We start from the raw sequence: 22208 nt of genomic DNA on the forward strand, positions 1-22208 counted from the left end.
AAGAAGCAGCCTTTCGGATTACAGAGTGACATTATTTTATGCGATCAGTTACTCGGATTGTGCCGCAGCTCCGAACTTGATTTTCGCATCATGACGCAGGTTCTGTAAAAGCGCGGCAAAGACCAGTTGCGCGTTATTCTGGGTTACGCCATTAACCAGCTGAGTCACCTGGGCTGCCGGTAAGGTCCCCGGGGTAACCTTATCCAGTGACAGAATAACAACATTACCCAGTATGTCTTCACTGACGCCATAAGCTGGTTTACCGGCTTCCGGCTGTGGCAGTTCAAAGGCCGCCGCTGTCACAGCATTCTGGCTGTTACGGCTCAGCGTCTCAGAAGCACCAAACTTCAGTCCCGCAGCGTCAAAGGCGGTTGTTTTACCGGCTTTCAGTTCATCAATAACAGACGCTGCCTGAGTGCGGGCCAGCTGCATCGCTTTATCATGTTTAATACGATCAGCAATCTGCGCTTTTACCTGATCCAGCGGTTTCACTGCTTCAGGTTTGTGGTCTGAAATGCGGACCACAAAGGCTCTGTCGCCGTCGACAGTGATAATGTCAGAATTGCTGCCCGCAGCATCATTACTCCCGAGCAACGTACCGCCAAACACTACCTGCTTAACCGGATCAAAGTTCAGCGCCGCAGGCACAGAGTCACGGCTGAACCAGTCAGTTTCAACAGATTTCACCCCGGCAGCACTTTCTGCACCGGCAAGTGAGGTATTGTTATTGCTCGCGGCATCACTCACTTTCTGCTGTAATTTATAGAACTCGCTAACCGCAGCATCCTGAGCGGCTTGCTGCGCCACTGCGTTATAAACCGCGGACAGTGGCTGAACCTGCTCAGGATGGATGTCATCCAGACGGGCAATCAGGTAACCGACAGAACTTTTGATCACGCCCGACAACTGACCTTTCTGCGTCAGTCCGGCATTTTTCAGCTCATCCGGCAGCGTGTCCTGCTCCAGCCAGCCCATATCTCCGCCTTTACGTGCAGAAATGGCATCAATAGACTTTTCTTTTGCGAGGGTAGCAAAATCCGCCCCCTGCTTCAGTTGTGCCAGAATAGCCTGAGCATCAGCCTCAGTTTTTACCTGGATAACACTGAAGCGGGTCTGCTGTTCCTGAGTATAATCGCTCTTATGGCTGTCATACCATGCCTGAACCTGTTGCTGAGTCGGCGTTTTTTGCAGCGCCGAAGCATCCAGTTCAATATAGCTGACGCGGAATTGTTCCGGAGTCATAAAGCTGTCTTTATGCTGCTGATAATAGCTGCTGATTTCGTCATCAGATGCGGTCTGTTTCGCCGCAAGAGCATCTGTATTGAACGCTGCTTCACGAATATCCCGGGTCTGGGCCACCAGACTGACTAACTGCTGAGTCTCGTTCTTCAGCATAAAATCAGTGTTAGTCAATGCATTGACAATCTGACTGGTCACCAGGCTTTTACGCAGCGCCGCAGCATACTGGTCGGCCGTGTAACCCATATTGTTAATCAGGCTATTAAAACGGGCATTATCAAACTGGCCGTTAGTCTGGAAGGCTTTTTGGGCGAAAATAGCGTCTTTGATTTGCGCATCACTGACATCAAGGTTCAATGACTTCACATATTGTTGCATCAGAGTCTGGTCAATCAGATCAGACATGGCCTGCTGACGCATCTGCTGCATAAATTGCGGGTTAGCGGCCAGTTGAGAGAACTGCGCTCCCAGCTGTTGCTGTTCCCGGTTGCGTTCGTTGTTAAACGCATTCTCAAGCTCTGCCCTGCTAATCGTCGTGCCATTAACTTTTGCAGCGTAATCGCTATTACCACCAATCAAATAGTTACCCACGCCGGTCAGCACGAATGAAACAATGATCAGTCCCAGTATAATCTTCAGCACGATGTGGCTAGAGGCCGTGCGTAAATTGTCCATCATGGTATGGCAACACTCCGCTGTAGTGTAAATATGACGCTTTACCGTCGCCGTTCAACTCAAAAACCAGCTGACTGCGATGTCAGTAGTTTTTCATCGTTTTTGGTGATGCAGCCGTCGGATCTGATTTTTACCGGTATCCGGTAAAAAAAAGGCACATCACCATGATGTGCCTGTATGTTACATGAGAACGTCTGCACAGTCCTCAATGCATGAAAGAAATTCCTTTCATGTTGCTAAAATTTATTAATTAACAGAGTCTTTCAGCGCTTTACCTGCACGGAAGCCCGGAACTTTACCGGCCGGGATAGTAATTTCTTTACCGGTCTGAGGGTTACGTCCGGTGCGCTCAGCCCTTTCGCGTACTGAGAAAGTCCCGAAACCGACCAGAGCGACTTCATCACCCTCTTTCAGTGAATCAGTCACTGCGCCCATAAAGGCATCCAATACACGTCCGGCCGCAGCCTTGGAGATATCCGCATTTGCAGCAATTTTGTCGATCAGTTGTGATTTATTCACTCTATCATCCCCTTTTAATTTTTCACTTCACCACAAGGCTTTTGCCCGGGTAAAGAACCGCCTTGTTATAGCAAGCATCTTAGCCCGATACAACGGTATTCAATCTTAATCTTCATTTCCGGCATTCGCTGACTGAAATCCGGTAAATATCGCCGGGTAACGACGATATTTACCGTTCAGCGGAGCCCCGCGGACGAACTATTTACTGACAACCTCAAACCCTTCCGGCGCACGTTCCAGCGCCAGACGCAGGACTTCTTCGATACGTTTAACCGGGTGAATTTTCAGGTCAGCAATCACATTATCCGGAATCTCTTCCAGGTCACGCTTGTTTTCGTCAGGGATCAATACAGTTTTAATCCCGCCGCGGTGTGCCGCCAGCAGTTTTTCTTTCAGGCCACCGATAGGTAACACCTGGCCACGGAGCGTTATTTCCCCGGTCATCGCCACATCGGCACGAACAGGGTTGCCTGTCAGGCTGGAGACCAGCGCGGTACACATAGCGATACCTGCACTCGGGCCGTCTTTCGGTGTTGCCCCTTCCGGAACGTGGACGTGGATATCCCGTTTCTCATAGAAATCACTGCTGATCCCCAGAGAATCGGCACGGGCACGGACAACGGTCAGTGCCGCCTGGATAGATTCCTGCATCACCTCGCCCAGAGAGCCGGTATACGTCAGCTTACCTTTACCCGGTACACTGGCGGTTTCGATGGTCAGCAGATCCCCGCCGACTTCAGTCCATGCCAGACCGGTGACCTGACCGATACGGTTTTCCTCGTCGGCTCGTCCGTAGTCAAAACGCTGTACGCCCAGGAACTCCTTCAGGTTGTCGCTATTGATGGTGATATGTTTCTGGTTTTTATCCAGTAACAACGCCTTCACTGCTTTACGACACAGCTTGGACAATTCACGTTCCAGGCTACGCACGCCGGCTTCCCGGGTGTAATAACGGATAATCCCCATCAGCGCACTGTCTTCAACCGTAATCTCTTTCGGCTTCAGCGCATTACGCTCAATCTGTTTCGGTAACAGGTGACGTTTAGCAATGTTCAGCTTTTCGTCTTCGGTATAACCGGACAGACGGATCACTTCCATACGGTCCAGCAGCGGTGCCGGAATGTTCATGGAGTTTGAGGTCGCGACAAACATCACGTCGGACAGGTCATAATCCACTTCCAGGTAGTGATCGTTAAATGCGATATTCTGTTCCGGGTCCAGCACTTCCAGCAATGCTGAGGCCGGGTCGCCGCGCATATCAGACGACATTTTGTCAATTTCATCCAGCAGGAACAGCGGGTTTTTCACCCCGACTTTCGCCATTTTCTGGATGAGTTTGCCTGGCATTGAGCCAATGTACGTCCTGCGGTGCCCACGGATTTCTGCCTCATCACGAACGCCGCCCAGTGCCATACGCACATATTTACGGCCGGTCGCTTTAGCGATGGACTGACCCAGAGAGGTTTTACCAACACCCGGAGGCCCCACCAGGCAAAGGATAGGCCCTTTGATTTTATTCACACGGCTCTGAACCGCTAAATATTCAAGGATACGATCCTTAACACGCTCCAGACCGTAATGGTCGGTATCCAATGTCTCCTGTGCCTTACGCAGATCTTTTTTGACCTTGCTTCGGCCCGTCCAGGGAACCTGAACCATCCAGTCAATATAACCACGCACCACTGTCGCTTCTGCAGACATCGGTGACATCATTTTCAGTTTCTGCAGCTCAGCTTCCGTTTTTTCTTTTGCCTCTTTCGGCATTCTGGCAGCATCAATTTTACGTTGCAGCGCTTCAAATTCGTCGGGTGCGTCGTCCATCTCGCCGAGTTCTTTCTGAATCGCTTTCATTTGCTCATTCAGATAGTACTCGCGCTGGCTTTTTTCCATCTGCTTCTTGACGCGGTTACGGATGCGTTTTTCAACCTGCAGCAGGTCAATTTCAGACTCCATCATCGCCATCAGGTATTCGAGGCGCTCAGTGATGTCAGTCATCTCAAGCACAGACTGTTTATCCGCCAGCTTCAGCGGCATATGCGCAGCAATCGTATCCGCCAGACGCGCCGCATCATCGATATTATTAAGCGATGTCAGCACTTCCGGAGGGATTTTTTTGTTCAGTTTTATGTAGCCTTCAAACTGATTGACTGCGGTACGGACCAGAACTTCCTGTTCACGTTCTTCAATCTCTGCAGACGCCAGAAAGTCTGCACGGGCTACAAAATGGTCACCGTCATCGGCGAGGGTTTCGATATGTGCACGCTGTAACCCTTCAACCAGTACTTTGACCGTACCATCAGGAAGTTTCAGCATTTGCAGGACAGAAGCAACAGTACCGACTGAAAAAAGATCACCGACGGCGGGTTCATCTGTTGATGCTTCTTTCTGAGCCACCAGCAGGATCTTTTTATCGTTGTCCATCGCTGCTTCCAGACAGCGTATCGATTTCTCGCGCCCAACAAACAACGGAATAACCATGTGCGGATAAACCACCACATCGCGTAATGGCAATACGGGGATTTCAATGCGTTCGGAACGCTCAGAAGTCATAGAGCTCTCTCTTAGTTAATTTCCGCCAGGTAACAGGCTGCCACCCTATTTGTCTGACCAGGGTGCTTAAGGCCCAAAGATAATTGAGTATATGGGGATGTTGACACGACATTCAATGTCATAAATGCGAGAAAAATGAAAGGGGAAGCAATTTTCCCCTTTCATTGGTTACCGGAGTGCAGAAATTGCTGAATTATTCGCCGGAAGCCTGTACTTCCTGCGTGCTGTAGATCAGCATAGGTTCGGATTTGCCTTCAATGACAGAATCATCAATGACGACTTTTTCAATCCCTTCCATAGACGGTAAATCGTACATGGTATCCAGTAAAGCGGCTTCCACGATTGAACGCAGACCACGGGCACCGGTTTTACGGGCCATCGCTTTTTTGGCAATCGCCGTCAGTGCTTCATCGCGGAACTCAAGCTCTGCACCTTCGAGGCCGAATAATGCCTGATACTGCTTGGTCAGGGCATTTTTAGGCTCACGCAGGATCTGGATCAGCGCTTCTTCACTCAGTTCGTTCAGCGTAGCCACCACCGGCAGACGACCGATAAACTCAGGGATCAGACCAAATTTAATTAAGTCTTCAGGTTCAACCTGAGACAGTAATTCACCTTCAGTCGCTTTCTGAGACTTATCTTTCACCGTGGCACCAAAACCAATTCCTGAGCCGGTTTCGACACGCTGAGCAATGACTTTATCCAGTCCGGCAAAAGCACCACCGCAGATAAACAGAATTTTAGAGGTATCGACCTGTAAAAATTCCTGTTGCGGATGTTTACGTCCACCCTGAGGCGGAACGGCAGCCACCGTACCTTCAATCAGTTTCAGTAAGGCTTGCTGAACGCCCTCACCGGAAACATCGCGGGTGATTGACGGGTTATCCGATTTACGGGAAATTTTGTCAATTTCGTCAATATAGACGATACCGCGCTGTGCTTTCTGCACATCATAATCACATTTTTGCAGCAGTTTCTGGATGATGTTTTCCACATCCTCACCCACATAACCTGCTTCGGTCAGGGTGGTGGCATCTGCCATCGTGAAAGGTACATCCAGTAAACGCGCCAGGGTTTCAGCCAGTAAGGTTTTACCGCTACCGGTCGGGCCAATCAGCAAAATGTTACTTTTACCCAGTTCAACGCCGTTGCTGGTATCCCCATTGCGCAGACGCTTGTAGTGGTTGTACACCGCTACTGACAGAACTTTCTTGGCTTTTTCCTGGCCAATCACGTAATCATCCAGATGAACACGTATTTCACGTGGCGTAGGCAGGGCGCTACGTTCACGATGCGGTGCAACTTCTTTAATTTCCTCTCGGATAATGTCGTTGCATAAATCGACGCATTCATCACAGATATACACTGACGGTCCGGCAATCAGTTTACGCACTTCATGCTGGCTCTTGCCGCAAAAAGAGCAGTACAGCAACTTACCTGAACCGTCTTTGCGCTTCTCTGTCATCAGTTAACCTCTTTATAGTTTCGGCTGCCCGCCTGTGACCCGGGGTCTGGCGGGCGATACCCGGCAATACACTCTCTGCTACTTCAGACTGCACGTCTGACATTGAGTGCAGTGTAGCAAAAAGTTTTATTTACGTTGCGTCAGAATTGAGTCGACCAGACCATACTCTACCGCTTCTGATGCTGAGAGGAAACGGTCACGCTCGGTATCCTCAATGATCTGTTCCAGCGGTTTGCCGGTATGTTTGGCCATCAATTCATTCATGCGCTGTTTCACCTTCAGGATTTCACGGGCATGGATTTCGATGTCCGATGCCTGTCCCTGGAATCCACCCAACGGCTGGTGGATCATGACACGTGAATTCGGCAGGCAGAAACGTTTACCTTCTGCGCCCGCCGTCAACAGGAATGCCCCCATTGAACACGCCTGCCCCATACAAATGGTGCTCACATCAGGCTTGATAAACTGCATGGTGTCATAAATTGACATCCCGGCGGTAATTACGCCACCTGGTGAGTTAATGTACAGGTAGATATCTTTCTCAGGGTTTTCAGCTTCCAGAAAAAGCATCTGAGCCACAATCAGGTTAGCCATGTGGTCTTCAACCTGACCAGTCAGGAAAATCACTCGCTCTTTAAGTAAGCGGGAAAAAATGTCGTATGAACGCTCACCGCGCGAGGTCTGCTCAACCACCATTGGCACCAGAGCCATCTGTGATGCTGTCATTTCACGTTCGCCACTGTATGACATAACCGTCTCCTGAATAAAGTTCGTTGGTAACACTCTGTACCGATTTTACGTTAGGAAAGCTACGATTCCCACGAAACCTGCCTCCCTCCGACAACGTCAGGACGGTTAATCAGCCAGTTTCTTTTCACACTCCCTCATATGTGGGGATAACTGCCAGTAATTCAAGCATAACAATCTTTTGAGGATTCGCGAAGATTATGCATGAGTTTGCCGGATAATCTGCCAGTAAATTGTGGAAATATAAAGAAAAAGTATGCCTGCCCGCCGGAAGGTCGCGGTATAAGTAAAAAAGCCCGTGACCATCAGGTTCACGGGCTTCATTTCAGTACACTTCAGACATCGCTTATGCTGTCTGAGCCTGGTTCATCAGGTCCTGGAAGCTGGCCGCTTTTTCGGTAACTTTTGCTTTTTCAAGCAGAACATCTACCGCTTGCTCTTCCAGAGCGACATTACGCATGTTTTCCATCAGCTCTTTGTTTTTGCCGTAGAATTCGATCACTTCCTGTGGATCTTCATACGCAGAAGCCATTTCTTCGATCAGACCTTTAACGCGGTCTTCGTCAGCTTTCAGTTCGCTGGTGCGGATAACTTCACCCAGCAGTAAACCGACAACAACGCGACGTTTAGCCTGCTCTTCGAACAGTTCACGTGGTAATTCCAGCGCCTGAGCTTCGTTACCACCAAAACGCTGTGCCGCCTGACGACGCAGAACATCAATTTCGCTGTCGATCAGCGCAGCCGGAACATCGATATCATTGGCTTTGATCAGGCCATCGATAGTCTGGGTTTTGATGTTGTTACGTACAGCATTTTTCAGTTCACGTTCCATGTTCTTACGAACTTCGGTACGCAGACCGGCAACCGATCCGTCAGCCACACCGAAACGTTTCACGAACTCTTCGGTGAATTCAGGCAGTTCACGCTGTTCTACTTTTTTCAGAACAATCGCAAACTTCGCTTCTTTACCTTTCAGGTTCTCGGCGTGGTAATCTTCCGGGAACTGAACGTCGATGGTGAATTCTTCACCGGCTTTGTGACCCACCAGGCCATCTTCGAAACCAGGGATCATGCGACCCTGTCCCATTGCCAGTACGAAGTCAGATGATTTTCCGCCTTCAAACTCTTCACCGTCAACAGACCCTGTGAAGTCGATAGTGACACGGTCTTCAGCAGTGGCGGCTTCGCTGGTTTCTTTCCAGTCAGCCTGCTGTTTACGCAGAGTATCCAGCATGGTATCGACATCTTCGTCTTTCACTTCTACCTGTGGTTTTTCAACCTCGATAGCGTCCAGACCTTGCAGTTCGATTTCCGGGTAAACTTCAAACTCTACCGCGTAGGTGAAATCTTCACCGGCTTTGTACTCACCAGGGACATACTTAGGAGCGCCCGCCGGGTTAATTTTTTCTTTGATGATCGCATCAATAAAGTTGCGGGACATCAGTTCGCCCAGCACGTCCTGACGCACGGAAGCACCGTAACGTTGTTCGATGATGTTGGCAGGCACTTTGCCTTTACGGAAACCATCGATGCGGACTTTCTTAGCTACATCAATCAGTTCTTTCTTCACCGCAGTCTCAATGCTGTCAGCAGCAACTGTGATGGTAATGCGACGGCCCAGGCCCTGTGTGGTTTCAACTGAAACTTGCATCTTGTTACCTCAAAAAATCACGTGCTCGGTCAACTTCAGACATCACGCATTAATGAATACGCACTATCCAACAACCGGGACGGCTTCCGTGAAGAATACTCCGTTCCCTGTTACCAGAAGCGTCCCGAAGACATTCCGGAAAAATAGACGCAGCATTATAGCGGCATCGGCTGAATGAGTCGAGGTGCCACATGCAGTGGATCAGAGCACTGACGCTGATTTTTGATCCATGCTGGTTATTTTTCATAAAAAAAACGGCCGGATGGCCGTTACCGGGAGTGGATCGCGTGACGGGTTATGCCTGTAACCCGGCTCCGCGGCAGTCAGGAGATGCGGGAACCGTATCCTGCAAGCCCTGCCATTCAGTCGTCGTATAGGTATGGAGCGCAAGGGCATGAACCGGGCCCGCAAGCTCTTCAGATAACACACTGTAGATTGCGCGATGCCGGGCCAGAAAACGCTGCCCCGCAAAGCGGTCAGTGACTATCACCACTTTAAAGTGGCTTTCTGAACCGGCAGGCACGTTGTGACGATAGCTCTCATCCTGAACATCAAGATGGACAGGCTGAAATTCGTTGCGTAACTTTTCTTCTATTAATCCCCGAATCATCTCTGTTACTCCTGGCTTGCGAGCACGCTGCCCTTCATTATCAATATTAGTTTGTTTTTCAGGAACACGGCACCTGTCTGCAAAAAATTACGTGCTATTTAATAGACGATTAAGCATGATAGTGCGGTGACATCCGCGGACTATGGATGAGTTATTCGCTGAAATCCAGAGGCTTTTACAGATTCTTCTGACAGCATTCCCGGGTATGCTGCCTCAGGTTCTGCCGGCACACTTTGTTGCGGGCTATATTGTTTTTATCATGTGATGAGAAAATTTGTATGTTAAAACGCGTAATCTTCCCTCTGCTGGCGGCGTTTGCCCTCGCTGGCTGCGCTACCAGCAGTAACACACTTGATGTCACCCCTAAAATGACATTGCCTCAGCAGGATCCCAGCCTGATGGGTGTCACGATTAGCGTAAACGGTGCTGACCAACGTACCAGCCAGGCGCTGGCCCAGGTCAATCGTGATAACCAGCTGGTTACCCTGACGCCGTCACGTGATTTGCGTTACCTGTTGCAGGAAGTGCTGGAAAAACAGATGACCGCGCGCGGTTATATGATTGGCCCTAACGGTGCCGTTGACCTGCAGATTATTGTCAACAAACTCTATGCCAACGTCACCCAGGGGAATCTGCGTTACAGCATTACCACCAATGCGGATATTTCTATTATCGCAACGGCGAAGAATGGTAACCGTCAGGTCAAAACCTATCGTCAGACTTATAGTGTTGAAGGAGCCTTCAATGCGACTAACGAGAAGATTACCAATGCCGTGAATACTGCGATGAGCGATGTCATTTCTGATATGGCTCAGGACACCAGCATCAATGACTTCATTAAACAAAACGCCCGCTGAATGATATGATTGCTGCATGAATTTTCATCATGCAGCAGGGTGTCATGCGTTCAGACTATTTAAAAATTTTCAGCCAGCGTAACTTTACTGTTCTGCTATTACTGGGGTTTTCGTCAGGCTTACCGCTGGCATTAACGTCCGGTACACTTCAGGCCTGGATGACCGTTGAAAATATCGACCTGAAAACTATCGGTATTTTCTCTCTGGTCGGACAGGCCTACGTCTTTAAGTTTCTCTGGTCCCCCTTCCTGGACCGTTATTCTCCGCCGGTACTGAGCCGTCGCCGGGGATGGTTATTAATCGCGCAATGTGCCCTATTGATAACCATCGCTGCCATGGGCTTTGTTCAGCCGTCCGGTCATCTGACCTTACTGGCATTGCTGGCCGTGCTGGTCGCCTTTTGTTCGGCCTCACAGGATATCGTGTTTGATGCCTGGAAAACGGATGTGCTGCCGGCAGAGCAACGCGGGAGCGGTGCGGCAATTACCGTACTCGGTTACCGGCTCGCCATGCTGGTATCCGGGGGGCTGGCCCTCTGGCTGGCGGATCGTTTCCTTGGCTGGCATGCCACCTACTGGCTGATGGCTCTGCTGATGCTGCCCGGGATCCTCGGAACCCTGATAGCAAAAGAGCCGGAAATAACCGCCGTCCGTCCGCTGACCCTTCGTGAAGCCGTGGTCGCCCCCCTGCTTGACTTCTTCGGCCGTAATAATGCCTGGCTGATGATCACTCTGATTATCCTGTATAAACTCGGTGATGCTTTTGCGGGCGCGCTGAGTACCACCTTCCTGATCCGTGGCCTGGGCTTCAATGCCGGCGATGTCGGGCTGGTGAATAAAACGTTCGGGTTACTGGCAACCATCATCGGTGCCCTGTATGGCGGGGTTCTGATGCAACGGCTAACCCTGTTCCGCGCACTGATGTGGTTTGGTATCTTTCAGACGGTGTCCAATCTGGCTTACTGGTTACTGAGTATCACTCCGGCACACCTGTGGAGTATGGCCAGCGCCGTCTTTATCGAAAATCTGTGCGGGGGGATGGGCACTGCTGCATTCGTCGCTCTGCTGATGGCCTTGTGTAACGCATCATTTTCAGCCACACAGTTCGCATTACTGTCTGCACTCTCAGCGGTGGGCCGGGTCTATGTGGGGCCGGCCGCTGGCTGGCTGGTCGAACTTTGGGGATGGCCGCTGTTCTATGCCTTCACCGTCTTCGCCGGTGTTCCCGGGTTGTTGTTGTTGCTGATTAGCCGTCACAGCCTCAACGGACTGACTCAGCAAACCTCTTTTCCTCGGCGAACCGCCTTTCCTGCCGCCTATCGTCTGGCTTTCCGGGTGTTTCTCGCCGGTTGTCTGGTACTTTTGGCCTGGCTGTCTACACTTATTCTGTCAGCGTTACATTGGTTACCCGCCGGATTTCAGGATGCGCCTGTTTTTGAAACAGGAATGGCCATTCTCTGCCTCGCCGTATTGTTCGGCGTGACACTCGATTTCCGGCAGATCAAAAAGTGACGTTAACTGCGTCACCTGAAGCAGGGTGAAACGTTATTTTACTTCACCCGCTTCACCTCTGTTAACAACTGCCCCAATGACAGCCAGCCGGTTGCGGTTATTATCGGTAAAATTGTTAACAAAAGGTTAAATGCTGATTTTTTGTAAAGAACGGGGAGCATTATAGCGATTAAGGAATAGTCGCGGGGAGTGCAGACCTGCCGGATAGAGTACTGACTAACTGACTGACGTATCTTAGTTTTTTAACCAAAGCCCACTTTTGTTAAATTTATCTAAAGGAAAGGATACATCTTCATGACAAAACCTCAATTTAGTTTACAGTAAAGAAACCTTACCGTAAAATGCCACCACACTTAAACGACAATAAGCCCTTTGTCATTGAGGTCGTTAAATGAGACTCAGGAAATACAGTAAAAGTTTGGGGATTTTGTCACTTATCACCGGCGCAGTGTTACTCAGTGGTTGTGATAGTGCCTTATTAAATCCCAAAGGTCAGATTGCAATGGAGCAACGTTCACTGATTATGACAGCCTTCGGCTTGATGTTAGTGGTGGTGATCCCTGTGATCTTTATGGCTATCGTGTTTGCCTGGAAATATCGGGCGTCGAATACGAACGCTAAATATTCACCTAACTGGTCACACTCAAATAAAGTAGAAGCTGTGGTGTGGATAGTGCCTATCCTTATCATTCTCTTCCTGGGTGTGTTGACATGGAAATCAACCCACGCACTTGAGCCCGCAAAACCTATTGCTTCAGATGTAAAACCTGTACAGATTGACGTCATTGCCCTCGACTGGAAATGGTTGTTTATCTATCCGGAACAAGGGATAGCAACCGTCAACCAGATTGCCTTCCCGGTCAATACGCCGGTCAGTTTCAGAATTACCTCGAACTCCGTCATGAACTCCTTCTTTATTCCTACTCTTGGCAGCCAGATCTATGCGATGGCGGGAATGCAGACCAAACTGCACCTGATTGCCAATCAGCCGGGAATTTTTGATGGTATTTCGTCGAACTTCAGCGGTCGCGGTTTCTCTGGTATGAAGTTCAAAGCCATTGCGACCAAAGATAACGCAGACTTCCTGCAGTGGGTAGATAAAGTGAAGGCGTCGTCAAATACACTGACCACCATGGATCAATTCAACCAACTGGCAGCACCGAGTGAGAATAATCCCGTGGAGTACTTCTCTACCGCTAATCCGCAACTGTTCAACGAAGTTGTCGATAAGTTCATGGCACATGACGGGAATATGACCATGTCTCAGCACGAAGGCATGGATATGAGCCATCAGGCTACCGCCGGAGCAGGGGAATAAACCATGTTAGGAAAATTAAGTTTAGCGGCGATCCCATTTGACGTACCTATCGTTATGGTGACCTGTTCAGCTATTATTATTGTGGGTATCGCTATCCTGGCGGCTATCACTTACTTCGGTAAGTGGCAGTATCTGTGGTCGGAATGGATCACCTCCATCGACCATAAAAAGCTCGGTATCATGTACATTATCCTGGCGTTCGTCATGCTGTTGCGTGGTTTCGCCGATGCTATCATGATGCGTAGCCAGCAGGTACTGGCTTCAGCAGGTGAGGCAGGCTTCCTGCCCCCTCATCACTACGATCAGATCTTCACCGCTCACGGTGTGATTATGATCTTCTTCGTGGCGATGCCTTTTGTCGTCGGACTGATGAACATTGCCGTGCCTCTGCAAATTGGTGCGCGTGATGTCGCCTTTCCGTTCCTCAATAACCTCAGCTTCTGGTTTACCGCAATCGGTGTGATTCTGGTGAACCTGTCTCTCGGGGTCGGGGAATTTGCACAGACTGGCTGGCTGGCCTATCCGCCGCTTTCCGGGAGCGAATACAGTCCCGGGGTCGGGGTCGACTACTGGATCTGGAGTCTGCAATTATCCGGTATCGGGACGACGCTGACAGGGATCAACTTCTTCGTGACTATTCTGAAGATGCGTGCACCTGGCATGACGATGTTCAAAATGCCGATCTTTACCTGGGCATCGCTCTGTACCAACGTACTGATTATTGCTGCGTTCCCGGTACTGACGGTGACTCTGGCACTGCTGACGCTTGACCGTTATCTGGGCTTCCATTTCTTTACTAATGAAATGGGCGGCAACATGATGATGTACGTCAACCTGATCTGGGTCTGGGGACATCCGGAAGTGTATATTCTGGTGCTGCCGGTCTTCGGGGTCTTCTCTGAAGTCACAGCGACCTTCTCCAAAAAGCGGATGTTCGGCTACACCTCAATGGTGTGGGCAACCGTGGCAATTACCGTACTGTCGTTTGTTGTCTGGCTCCACCACTTCTTTACCATGGGTGCCGGAGCGAACGTCAACGCCTTCTTCGGTATTATGACCATGATTATCGCTATCCCGACCGGGGTAAAAATCTTCAACTGGCTGTTCACCATGTATCAGGGTCGCGTTCAGATGACCGCGCCGATGCTCTGGACCGTAGGTTTTATTATCACCTTCTCTGTGGGCGGAATGACCGGGGTGCTTCTGGCCGTGCCGGGTGCTGACTTTGTCCTGCATAACAGCCTGTTCCTGATTGCTCACTTCCACAACGTGATTATCGGTGGTGTGGTCTTCGGTTGTATGGCGGGTGTCACTTACTGGTTCCCGAAAGCGTTCGGCTTCACGCTGAATGAAACCTGGGGTAAACGTTCTTTCTGGTGCTGGATCATCGGTTTCTTCGTCGCCTTTATGCCGCTGTATGCGTTAGGCTTCATGGGAATGACCCGTCGTCTGAGTCAGAACATCGACCCGCAATTCCATCCGCTGCTGGTGGTGGCCGCCTGTGGTGCCGGGATTATCGCGCTGGGTATTCTGTGTCAGCTCATTATGTTCTGGGTGTCTGTCCGTGACCGCGACCAAAACCGTGATCTGACCGGTGACCCGTGGGGTGCCCGTACACTGGAGTGGTCTATCTCCTCCCCTCCTCCGGTTTATAACTTTGCCGTGATCCCTGAAATTCATGAACGTGATGCTTTCTGGGAAATGAAGGAACGCGGTGAGGCGTACCAGCAGCCCGCGCATTATGAAGCGATTCATATGCCGAAAAATAGCGGCGTTCCGGCCATTATCGCGCTGTTTGCCACCATTTTCGGTTTTGCCATGATCTGGTGGATTTGGTGGCTGGCGGGAATTTCCTTTGTTGCCATTATCGCGCTGTGGATTGCTAAAAGCTTCGATGAAGATGTGGATTACTATGTCTCTGCCGAAGAGGTCGAACGGACTGAACGCAAACACTTTGAAGAACTCAGCAAAGCAGGTGTGAAATAATGTCTTCTCCAACTCTGTCTAAACAGCACGACGCCCATGCAGCGCATGGGCATCACGATGCAGGAGCCAATAAAGTCTTTGGCTTCTGGATCTACCTGATGAGTGACTGCATTATCTTTGCAACACTGTTTGCTACCTATGCGGTGATGGTGCATAACACCGCCGGGGGGCCTTCAGGTAAGAATTTCTTCGAACTGCCTTATGTTCTGGGTGAAACAGCACTATTGTTGTTCAGCTCAATAACCTACGGCTTCTCTGTCATCGCCATGAACAGAAACAGCAAAAATGCCGTAGTCGGCTGGCTGGTGCTGACTTTCCTGCTCGGCCTTGGCTTTATCGGTATGGAGATCAATGAGTTCCACCATCTGATTGCCGAAGGCTGGGGGCCGCAACGCAGTGGTTTCCTGTCCGCTTTCTTCACGCTGGTCGGCACGCATGGTCTGCACGTGACCTGTGGCCTGATCTGGATGCTGGTTCTGATGTATCAGGTCGCGACCCGTGGGCTGAATGCGGCTAACCGTACCCGTATCATGTGTCTGAGCCTGTTCTGGCACTTCCTGGATGTGGTTTGGATCTGTGTATTTACCATTGTCTATCTGATGGGGGCCATGTAATGAGTCATACTGTAAATGAGCATGGTGCATCTCACGGGAGTCTGAAGTCTTACATTACGGGCTTTATTCTTTCTGTCATCCTGACGGGGATCCCGTTCTGGATGGTAATGGAGGGCAGTGCAGAAAAAAGCACAACGCTTGTGGTGGTCGTTCTCTGTGCGGTGGTTCAGGTGATCGTTCACCTTGTCTGCTTCCTGCATCTGGACCGTAAGTCAGAGGGGGGCTGGAACCTGGTGGCCATCGTCTTCTCAGCAATCATTATTCTGATTGTTGTCGTTGGCTCACTCTGGATCATGTGGAATCTTAACTACAACATGATGCCCCACTAAGAGTTATACGTCATGATTAAGCAATACCTGCAAGTGACAAAACCAGGAATTATTTTCGGAAATCTAATTTCTGTGGTGGGTGGGTTTTTACTGGCCTCCAAGGGCAGTATTAATTACACCTTATTCCTCACATCTATGGTCGGCGTATCATTAGTGGTGGCATCGGGTTGTGTCTTTAACAACGTGATCGACCGTGATATCGACCGGAAAATGGAGAGAACGAAGAACAGGGTTCTCGTGAAAGGACTCATTTCCGCGAAAACCAGCCTGGTGTATGCGACCCTTCTGGGTATTGCTGGCTTTATGATGTTGTATTTTGGCGCCAATCCACTGGCAATGTGGTTATCAGTGATTGGCTTCATCGTCTACGTCGGCATCTACAGCCTCTATATGAAGCGTCATTCGGTGTACGGCACGTTAATCGGGAGTCTTTCAGGGGCAGCCCCCCCTGTTATCGGTTACTGTGCCGTATCGAATGAATTTGATGCCGGAGCCATTATCCTGCTGGCTATCTTTAGCCTCTGGCAAATGCCGCATTCCTATGCCATTGCCATTTACCGGTTTAAAGATTACCAGGCCGCTAATATTCCGGTATTACCGGTGGTGAAAGGGATCCCGGTCGCTAAACATCATATTACCATTTATATTCTGGCGTTTATGATAGCAACACTGATGCTCTCTCTGGGCGGGTATGCAGGCTACAAGTATCTGGTGGTTGCTGCGGTGGTGAGTCTCTGGTGGCTCGGTATGGCCCTTTCCGGCTATAAGCGTACCAATGATGATCGCCTCTGGGCCAGGAAGTTATTTGTCTTCTCTATTGTTGCCATTACCGCTCTCAGCGTGATGATGTCCGTCGATTTTATGACCCCGACATCAAAAGATCTGCTGACTTACGTCTGGTAACTCCCCTCCCCTGTCAGATCAACAAAGGCGCGACATACGCGCCTTTTCTTTTTTTGTTACTTCTGTTTGTAAAGTATTATTTTACCGGGCTTGTTGTGCACCTTACTATAGCGTCAGTCAATAAAAAGAGGTTTTGATGAACGATAATAAAATGACGTCGCTGGAACGGAGAGCAACATGGGGACTCGGCACCGTCTTTTCGCTACGGATGCTGGGTATGTTTATGGTGCTGCCCGTATTAACGACCTATGGTATGGCCCTGCAGGGGGCCTCCGAAGCGCTGATTGGTTTAGCCATTGGCATCTATGGTTTAGCTCAGGCCGTATTCCAGATCCCGTTCGGGTTACTGTCTGACCGTATTGGCCGCAAACCCTTAATCGTCGGAGGGCTGTTGTTATTTGTACTGGGTAGCGTCATCGCCGCCTGTACGCAGTCTATCTGGGGAATTATTCTCGGGCGCGCTTTACAGGGTTCCGGGGCCATTGCCGCGGCAGTGATGGCGCTGCTTTCTGACCTGACCCGTGAACAGAACCGTACCAAAGCGATGGCATTTATCGGTATCAGCTTTGGGGTCACTTTTGCCATTGCCATGGTGATAGGCCCGGTGGTTACCCATATCCTGGGTCTGCATGCCCTGTTCTGGATGATTGCGATACTGGCTACCCTCGGCATTATTATTACGCTGGCCATTGTCCCTTCCGCCAAAGATCATGTACTGAACCGTGAGTCCGGCATGGTAAAAGGCAGCTTTAAAAAGGTGCTGGCCAGCCCGCGGTTACTGAAGCTGAATTTCGGGATCCTTTGCTTACATATCCTGCTCATGTCGAGCTTTGTGGCTCTGCCAGGTCAGTTCGAAAATGCAGGTTTCCCGCCATCACAGCACTGGAAAGTCTATTTTGTCACCATGCTGATTGCATTTGTGGTCGTCATGCCTTTCGTCATCATTGCCGAAGTAAAACGCAGGATGAAAGCGGTATTTATCAGTTGTGTCGCCCTGCTGGTCATTGCAGAAATTATTCTTTGGGGAGCAGGCACACACTTCTGGACCCTGGTGGTCGGCGTACAGGTGTTCTTTATCGGTTTTAATCTGATGGAAGCGATTCTGCCTTCACTGATCAGTAAAGAATCACCGGCAGGCTATAAAGGAACGGCGATGGGCGTCTATTCCACCAGCCAGTTTATCGGTGTCGCTATTGGCGGTAGCCTGGGCGGCTGGATCTTCGGTCATATGGATGCGCAAACCGTTTTCCTGGCCGGAACCCTGCTGGCCGTGGTCTGGCTGCTGGTCAGTCTGACCATGAAAGAGCCACCGTATGTCAGCAGCCTGCGACTGGTGTCAGATCAGCTGCACCATACTCCCGGCCTTGAGCAGAAATTATCCGCCGTCGAGGGTGTTTCCTCGGTCATGATGGTACCGGACGAAAACAGTATCTATGTAAAAATTGACAGTAAAGTCACCAGCCGCGAAGCGCTGGAAACGCTGATTGCAGAGTATCAGCCTCAGCAGGCGTAATATCAGCCCCTGTCATACAAAAACGCGGCCCGGAGAGAGCCGCGTTTTTTTTACCGGAACCAGTTAGTCACGGAAGTTTTTGAACTGGAAAGGCTGGCCCAGATTGCCGCCGCGAACCAGTGCCATCGCACCCTGAAGATCATCGCGGGATTTTCCGGTCACCCGTAATGACTCCCCCTGGATCTGCGTCTGGACTTTCAGCTTGCTGTCTTTGATCAGTTTTACGATTTTTTTGGCGACATCCGTTTCGATGCCCTTTTTCAGTTTCGCGTCCACAGACCAGTTTTTACCGCTGTGTTCGATCTCTTCAGGCACTTCCAGCGCTGCCCCTTCAATTCCGCGCTTTAATAATTTCTCACGCAGAATATCCACCAGTTGTTTCACCTGAAAATCCGATTCCGAACTGATCTTAATGGTTTCATTTTTTTCGTTTAATTCAACCGCAGCAACCACGTTACGAAAATCAAAACGGGTAGATAATTCGCGGCTGGCATTTTCTACCGCATTGCGCACTTCCTGAAGTTCAACTTCAGAAACAATATCGAAAGATGGCATATTCTCTTCTCCTGATTCGGTGTTGCCATGCATAATACGCAGATCGACGCGGTAAAAAAATGCCTGAGCCTGAAAACATCAGACCCGGCAGCGAAAACCGGTATTTTTGTCGCCGGCTATCCGGAGTTATTATGAAAATTACGGTACTGGGGTGCGGAGCCCTGGGACAACTATGGCTGTCAGCCTTACACCGTCAGGGACATGAGGTTCAGGGATGGCTACGCAATGCTCATTCCGGCACCCACGTTCATATCACCGCTCCTGACGGAGAAATGCATCGTCACTGGTTTCCGGCCAATCGCCAGGCATTGCTTGCGGACTGCGAGTTACTACTGGTAACGCTTAAAGCAGCACAAATTTCGTCCGCCGTTCTGCAAATTCAGCCCTTATTGCCCTCCCGCTGCATTATCGTACTGATGCATAACGGGATGGGGGTGGTTGATGAGTTACCTCCCCTGCCCCAGACTGTACTGCGGGCGATTACGACGCATTCCGCCTGGCGTCAACAGGGACGGGTCATCCATGTTGCCCATGGGGTCACGCATATCGGGCCTGTGGCCAGCAATGAAAACCATCTCAGTCCGCTGGCTGACCTGCTGCATGAGGCATTACCGGAAGTGGCCTGGCATAACGATATCCTGCCCGCCTGCTGGAATAAGCTGGCCATCAATTGTGTGATCAATCCGCTCAGCATTAAATACGACTGTACTAACGGTGAACTCCTGCAGTACGGCGGTGAAATTACCACGCTCTGTGAGGAGATAGCCGCAGTAATGAACCGTGAGGGCCTGCATGCCGATGCCAGGCAACTGGAGCAGAATGTGACCCATGTCATGCAGAACAGCGCTGCTAACTATTCATCTATGCTGCAGGATATCCGCGCGGGGCGCACAACAGAAACAGACTATATTACCGGCTACCTGCTGCGTAAGGCTGCCGGGTATGGTCTTGCGGCCCCCGCAAATCGCGAATTATATCAGAGAGTAAAAATAAAGGAGTCGGCCAATGGGCACCCAAAAATCAGTGCTGGTTTGTCTGGCGCATGGCAGTGAAGAAACCGAAGCGGTTACCGTTATCGACCTGCTGGTCAGGGCAGGCATTCACGTCACTACAGCCAGTACAGAAAGCGATGGTGAACTGCTGATCACCTGCTCCCGTGGCGTCAGATTACAATGCGATACCGCGCTGGTCTCCGTTGCGGATCAGCCTTTTGATGCACTGGTTCTGCCAGGGGGACAGAAAGGGGCTGAAACCTTCAGCGAAAGCGTCCTGTTGCTGGAAACCCTCCGTCAGTACCGGACAACCGACCGGATTGTCGCTGCCATTTGCGCAGCACCGGCGCTGGTGCTGGCAGCCCATGAGCTTTTCCCGGACGGAAATATGACCGGCTTCCCTGGCCTGCGCGAAAGTATTCCGGCAAAACAGTGGGTCGAACGCCGGGTCGTCTGGGATCCACGAGTGAACCTGCTGACCAGTCAGGGACCGGGGACCGCGTTTGATTTTGGGCTGAAACTGATTGATCTGCTGGCAGGCCCTGACACCGCCCGGGAAGTGGCTGAACCTCTGGTTCTGGCCCCGGGGATCTATAACTACCAGGAAATCTGATACAAAAAAGCCCGTGATAAGGTGAGTTATCACGGGCTTTCAGAAGTTATCTGCCGTTACGGACGATACACTTTCACATTCGTATAGCCCTGCTCATGCAGGTAAAGTGCCTGCAGACGACTCATCACTCCCCGATCACAATACAGAAGCCAGGTACGGCTCTGGTCAAGATCAGCAAACTGGCTGCCGAGCTTATAAAACGGCAGCGATTTGATCTCGACATTCCCCGCCTGTAACGGATTCTCTTCGTATTCATCGACCGACCGGATATCCAGGATACTGTCGTTTTCACCGAACGCATCCACCGTTTCAATCTCAACCACATCGCGGGCCGCTTGCTCCGCAATCTCACGAATATCCAGATTGCTGGCTTCTTCAACCACTTTTTCCAGGATACCGAAATCGAAGTTTTCTTCTTCGGCCAGGATCTTACTCTTCAGCGCTTTCACTGTCGGACTTTTGGAGATCACACCACAGTATTCCGGCATGGTACGGGCAAAATCTTCCGTCCCGATCTTACGCGCCACATCAATGATATGTTCTTTATCATGAGAGATCAGCGGGCGCAGGATCAGTGTGTCACTGGCATTATCAATTAAGCGCAGATTGGTCAGCGTCTGGCTGGAGACCTGGCCGAGTGCTTCACCGGTCACCAGCGCCTGCACGCCATAGCGCTCTGCCACCATGGAGGCAGCACGAACCATCATGCGCTTAAGCACAACCCCCATCTGGCCGTCATCGATATTTTCGAGGATGGCACCCACAACAGGTTCAAAGTCGATGGCGACAAACCGGACACGGTGCGAACGACCGTAACGGGTCCAGAGGTAATGAGCCACCTGCCGCACACCAATCTCATGGGCAGCTCCCCCGAGATTGAAGAAACAATAGTGCACCCGGCATCCGCGACGCATCAGCATATAGCTGGACACACCGGAATCGAACCCACCGGAGATTAGCGATAAAACATCTTCCTGCGTCCCGATAGGGAAGCCGCCAATACCTTCATGCCGTTCGGTCACCAGCAACAGACGGTCATCGTCGATTTCCAGGTTAACCGTCACTTCCGGACGGGTTAACCGGACAGAGGCGGAAGGAATGTGCTGGTTCAGTCCGCCGCCAACATAACGCTCAACATCCTGTGAGCTGAACTCATGTTTCCCGCGGCGTTTAGCACGGACACAGAAGGTTTTACCTTCCAGTCTTTCACGGTTTAATGCCAGGGTCTGCTCAAAGATGTCGTGCATATCGGTGTAAGTATGTTCTTCCACCGCCAGGATATGATGGATCCCGGGAATACGCGTCAACTCTTCGGCAATTACCGGTTTCAGCGCTTCATTTTTTGAACGGACGACAATGTGGTCCCAGTGACGAACAACTTTGATCTCTTCGTCGACGGTTTTCAGGATATTGCGAATATTTCCGTTAAGGATTTTAATAAAACGCAGTCGTACAGACTGGCTTTTAATCGTGATTTCCGGAAACAGTTTTATGATAAACTTCATGGCGGCACAGGCTTATTCAGGGAAAATAAGTGTTAATAACTTACACACTTAACTGT

At 50.4% G+C, this 22208-nt stretch carries 19 protein-coding genes; 10 read left to right on the top strand and 9 right to left on the bottom strand.

Annotated features, from left to right (window positions below; genetic code table 11):
• Positions 1 to 48 precede the first annotated feature (48 nt).
• The 7 genes from ppiD to bolA form a co-directional block, all read right to left on the bottom strand.
• Positions 49 to 1917 (bottom strand): peptidylprolyl isomerase, encoded by a 1869-nt coding sequence (ppiD, locus tag CG67_RS08230; protein WP_025902471.1) that lies wholly within the window; start codon positions 1915 to 1917, stop codon positions 49 to 51.
• Between the two features lie 243 nt (positions 1918 to 2160).
• The gene (gene hupB / locus CG67_RS08235) at positions 2161 to 2433 is read right to left on the bottom strand and encodes a nucleoid-associated protein HU-beta (RefSeq protein WP_025902472.1); all 273 of its coding nucleotides are present in this window, start codon (positions 2431 to 2433) and stop codon (positions 2161 to 2163) included.
• A 198-nt stretch (positions 2434 to 2631) separates the two neighbouring features.
• On the bottom strand, positions 2632 to 4983 hold the full coding sequence (gene lon / locus CG67_RS08240) for an endopeptidase La (protein ID WP_025902473.1): 2352 nt from the start codon (positions 4981 to 4983) through the stop codon (positions 2632 to 2634).
• A 193-nt stretch (positions 4984 to 5176) separates the two neighbouring features.
• Positions 5177 to 6448 (bottom strand): ATP-dependent protease ATP-binding subunit ClpX, encoded by a 1272-nt coding sequence (clpX, locus tag CG67_RS08245; RefSeq protein WP_025902474.1) that lies wholly within the window; start codon positions 6446 to 6448, stop codon positions 5177 to 5179.
• 126 nt (positions 6449 to 6574) lie between these two features.
• The gene (gene clpP / locus CG67_RS08250) at positions 6575 to 7198 is read right to left on the bottom strand and encodes an ATP-dependent Clp endopeptidase proteolytic subunit ClpP (protein WP_025902475.1); all 624 of its coding nucleotides are present in this window, start codon (positions 7196 to 7198) and stop codon (positions 6575 to 6577) included.
• A 343-nt stretch (positions 7199 to 7541) separates the two neighbouring features.
• Positions 7542 to 8846, bottom strand: a complete 1305-nt coding sequence (tig, locus tag CG67_RS08255) for a trigger factor (RefSeq protein ID WP_025902476.1) — start codon at positions 8844 to 8846, stop codon at positions 7542 to 7544.
• Between the two features lie 295 nt (positions 8847 to 9141).
• Positions 9142 to 9456 carry a transcriptional regulator BolA gene (gene bolA, locus CG67_RS08260; protein WP_025902477.1) on the bottom strand — a complete coding sequence of 105 codons (315 nt, stop codon included), beginning with the start codon at positions 9454 to 9456 and terminating at the stop codon, positions 9142 to 9144.
• A gap of 278 nt (positions 9457 to 9734) precedes the next feature.
• Here bolA and CG67_RS08265 point away from each other — a divergent pair, with 278 nt between their 5' ends.
• The 8 genes from CG67_RS08265 (at position 9735) to CG67_RS08300 (ending at position 18487) form a co-directional block, all read left to right on the top strand.
• The gene (locus tag CG67_RS08265; RefSeq protein ID WP_025902478.1) at positions 9735 to 10313 is read left to right on the top strand and encodes a lipoprotein; all 579 of its coding nucleotides are present in this window, start codon (positions 9735 to 9737) and stop codon (positions 10311 to 10313) included.
• Positions 10314 to 10357: 44 nt separating this feature from the next.
• Positions 10358 to 11824 carry a muropeptide MFS transporter AmpG gene (gene ampG / locus CG67_RS08270; protein ID WP_025902479.1) on the top strand — a complete coding sequence of 489 codons (1467 nt, stop codon included), beginning with the start codon at positions 10358 to 10360 and terminating at the stop codon, positions 11822 to 11824.
• A 391-nt stretch (positions 11825 to 12215) separates the two neighbouring features.
• Positions 12216 to 13142, top strand: coding sequence for a cytochrome o ubiquinol oxidase subunit II (gene cyoA, locus CG67_RS08275; RefSeq protein ID WP_025902480.1), 927 nt, complete (start codon positions 12216 to 12218; stop codon positions 13140 to 13142).
• 3 nt (positions 13143 to 13145) lie between these two features.
• Positions 13146 to 15128: a cytochrome o ubiquinol oxidase subunit I gene (gene cyoB / locus CG67_RS08280; protein ID WP_025902481.1), complete on the top strand. Its 1983-nt coding sequence runs from the start codon at positions 13146 to 13148 to the stop codon at positions 15126 to 15128.
• On the top strand, positions 15128 to 15742 hold the full coding sequence (locus CG67_RS08285; protein WP_025902482.1) for a cytochrome o ubiquinol oxidase subunit III: 615 nt from the start codon (positions 15128 to 15130) through the stop codon (positions 15740 to 15742). The genes cyoB and CG67_RS08285 overlap by 1 nt, the downstream gene beginning before the upstream one ends.
• On the top strand, positions 15742 to 16071 hold the full coding sequence (locus CG67_RS08290; RefSeq protein WP_025902483.1) for a cytochrome o ubiquinol oxidase subunit IV: 330 nt from the start codon (positions 15742 to 15744) through the stop codon (positions 16069 to 16071). The genes CG67_RS08285 and CG67_RS08290 overlap by 1 nt, the downstream gene beginning before the upstream one ends.
• Positions 16072 to 16083: 12 nt before the next feature.
• Positions 16084 to 16974 (top strand): heme o synthase, encoded by an 891-nt coding sequence (gene cyoE / locus CG67_RS08295; protein ID WP_025902484.1) that lies wholly within the window; start codon positions 16084 to 16086, stop codon positions 16972 to 16974.
• Positions 16975 to 17110: 136 nt separating this feature from the next.
• On the top strand, positions 17111 to 18487 hold the full coding sequence (locus CG67_RS08300; protein WP_025902485.1) for an MFS transporter: 1377 nt from the start codon (positions 17111 to 17113) through the stop codon (positions 18485 to 18487).
• 63 nt (positions 18488 to 18550) lie between these two features.
• Here CG67_RS08300 and CG67_RS08305 read toward each other — a convergent pair whose 3' ends face one another.
• Complete coding sequence (locus CG67_RS08305; protein ID WP_025902486.1) at positions 18551 to 19042, bottom strand: YajQ family cyclic di-GMP-binding protein; 492 nt, start codon at positions 19040 to 19042, stop codon at positions 18551 to 18553.
• Between the two features lie 131 nt (positions 19043 to 19173).
• Between CG67_RS08305 and panE the strand changes: the two genes are divergently transcribed.
• Both panE and yajL read left to right on the top strand, forming a co-directional pair.
• Positions 19174 to 20094 carry a 2-dehydropantoate 2-reductase gene (gene panE / locus CG67_RS08310; RefSeq protein WP_025902487.1) on the top strand — a complete coding sequence of 307 codons (921 nt, stop codon included), beginning with the start codon at positions 19174 to 19176 and terminating at the stop codon, positions 20092 to 20094.
• Complete coding sequence (gene yajL, locus CG67_RS08315; RefSeq protein WP_025902488.1) at positions 20048 to 20647, top strand: protein deglycase YajL; 600 nt, start codon at positions 20048 to 20050, stop codon at positions 20645 to 20647. Before panE ends, yajL begins: the two co-directional genes overlap by 47 nt.
• Positions 20648 to 20703: 56 nt before the next feature.
• Here the strand turns inward: yajL and thiI are convergent, their stop codons facing one another.
• On the bottom strand, positions 20704 to 22152 hold the full coding sequence (gene thiI / locus CG67_RS08320) for a tRNA uracil 4-sulfurtransferase ThiI (protein ID WP_025902489.1): 1449 nt from the start codon (positions 22150 to 22152) through the stop codon (positions 20704 to 20706).
• Between the last annotated feature and the right edge of the window lie 56 nt (positions 22153 to 22208).

It is taken from the genome of Tatumella sp. UCD-D_suzukii (genome assembly GCF_000611875.2).
Lineage (GTDB): Bacteria > Pseudomonadota > Gammaproteobacteria > Enterobacterales > Enterobacteriaceae > Tatumella > Tatumella ptyseos.

Bases quoted from the DNA above. Each gene is read 5' to 3' on its own strand.
- ppiD (WP_025902471.1), bottom strand. From the start codon at position 1,917: ATGATGGACAATTTACGCACGGCCTCTAGCCACATCGTGCTGAAGATT.
- lon (WP_025902473.1), bottom strand. From the start codon at position 4,983: ATGACTTCTGAGCGTTCCGAACGCATTGAAATCCCCGTATTGCCATTA.
- clpX (WP_025902474.1), bottom strand. From the start codon at position 6,448: ATGACAGAGAAGCGCAAAGACGGTTCAGGTAAGTTGCTGTACTGCTCT.
- clpP (WP_025902475.1), bottom strand. From the start codon at position 7,198: ATGTCATACAGTGGCGAACGTGAAATGACAGCATCACAGATGGCTCTG.
- tig (WP_025902476.1), bottom strand. From the start codon at position 8,846: ATGCAAGTTTCAGTTGAAACCACACAGGGCCTGGGCCGTCGCATTACC.
- bolA (WP_025902477.1), bottom strand. From the start codon at position 9,456: ATGATTCGGGGATTAATAGAAGAAAAGTTACGCAACGAATTTCAGCCT.
- CG67_RS08265 (WP_025902478.1), top strand. From the start codon at position 9,735: ATGTTAAAACGCGTAATCTTCCCTCTGCTGGCGGCGTTTGCCCTCGCT.
- ampG (WP_025902479.1), top strand. From the start codon at position 10,358: ATGCGTTCAGACTATTTAAAAATTTTCAGCCAGCGTAACTTTACTGTT.
- cyoA (WP_025902480.1), top strand. From the start codon at position 12,216: ATGAGACTCAGGAAATACAGTAAAAGTTTGGGGATTTTGTCACTTATC.
- cyoB (WP_025902481.1), top strand. From the start codon at position 13,146: ATGTTAGGAAAATTAAGTTTAGCGGCGATCCCATTTGACGTACCTATC.
- CG67_RS08285 (WP_025902482.1), top strand. From the start codon at position 15,128: ATGTCTTCTCCAACTCTGTCTAAACAGCACGACGCCCATGCAGCGCAT.
- CG67_RS08290 (WP_025902483.1), top strand. From the start codon at position 15,742: ATGAGTCATACTGTAAATGAGCATGGTGCATCTCACGGGAGTCTGAAG.
- cyoE (WP_025902484.1), top strand. From the start codon at position 16,084: ATGATTAAGCAATACCTGCAAGTGACAAAACCAGGAATTATTTTCGGA.
- CG67_RS08300 (WP_025902485.1), top strand. From the start codon at position 17,111: ATGAACGATAATAAAATGACGTCGCTGGAACGGAGAGCAACATGGGGA.
- CG67_RS08305 (WP_025902486.1), bottom strand. From the start codon at position 19,042: ATGCCATCTTTCGATATTGTTTCTGAAGTTGAACTTCAGGAAGTGCGC.
- panE (WP_025902487.1), top strand. From the start codon at position 19,174: ATGAAAATTACGGTACTGGGGTGCGGAGCCCTGGGACAACTATGGCTG.
- yajL (WP_025902488.1), top strand. From the start codon at position 20,048: ATGGGCACCCAAAAATCAGTGCTGGTTTGTCTGGCGCATGGCAGTGAA.
- thiI (WP_025902489.1), bottom strand. From the start codon at position 22,152: ATGAAGTTTATCATAAAACTGTTTCCGGAAATCACGATTAAAAGCCAG.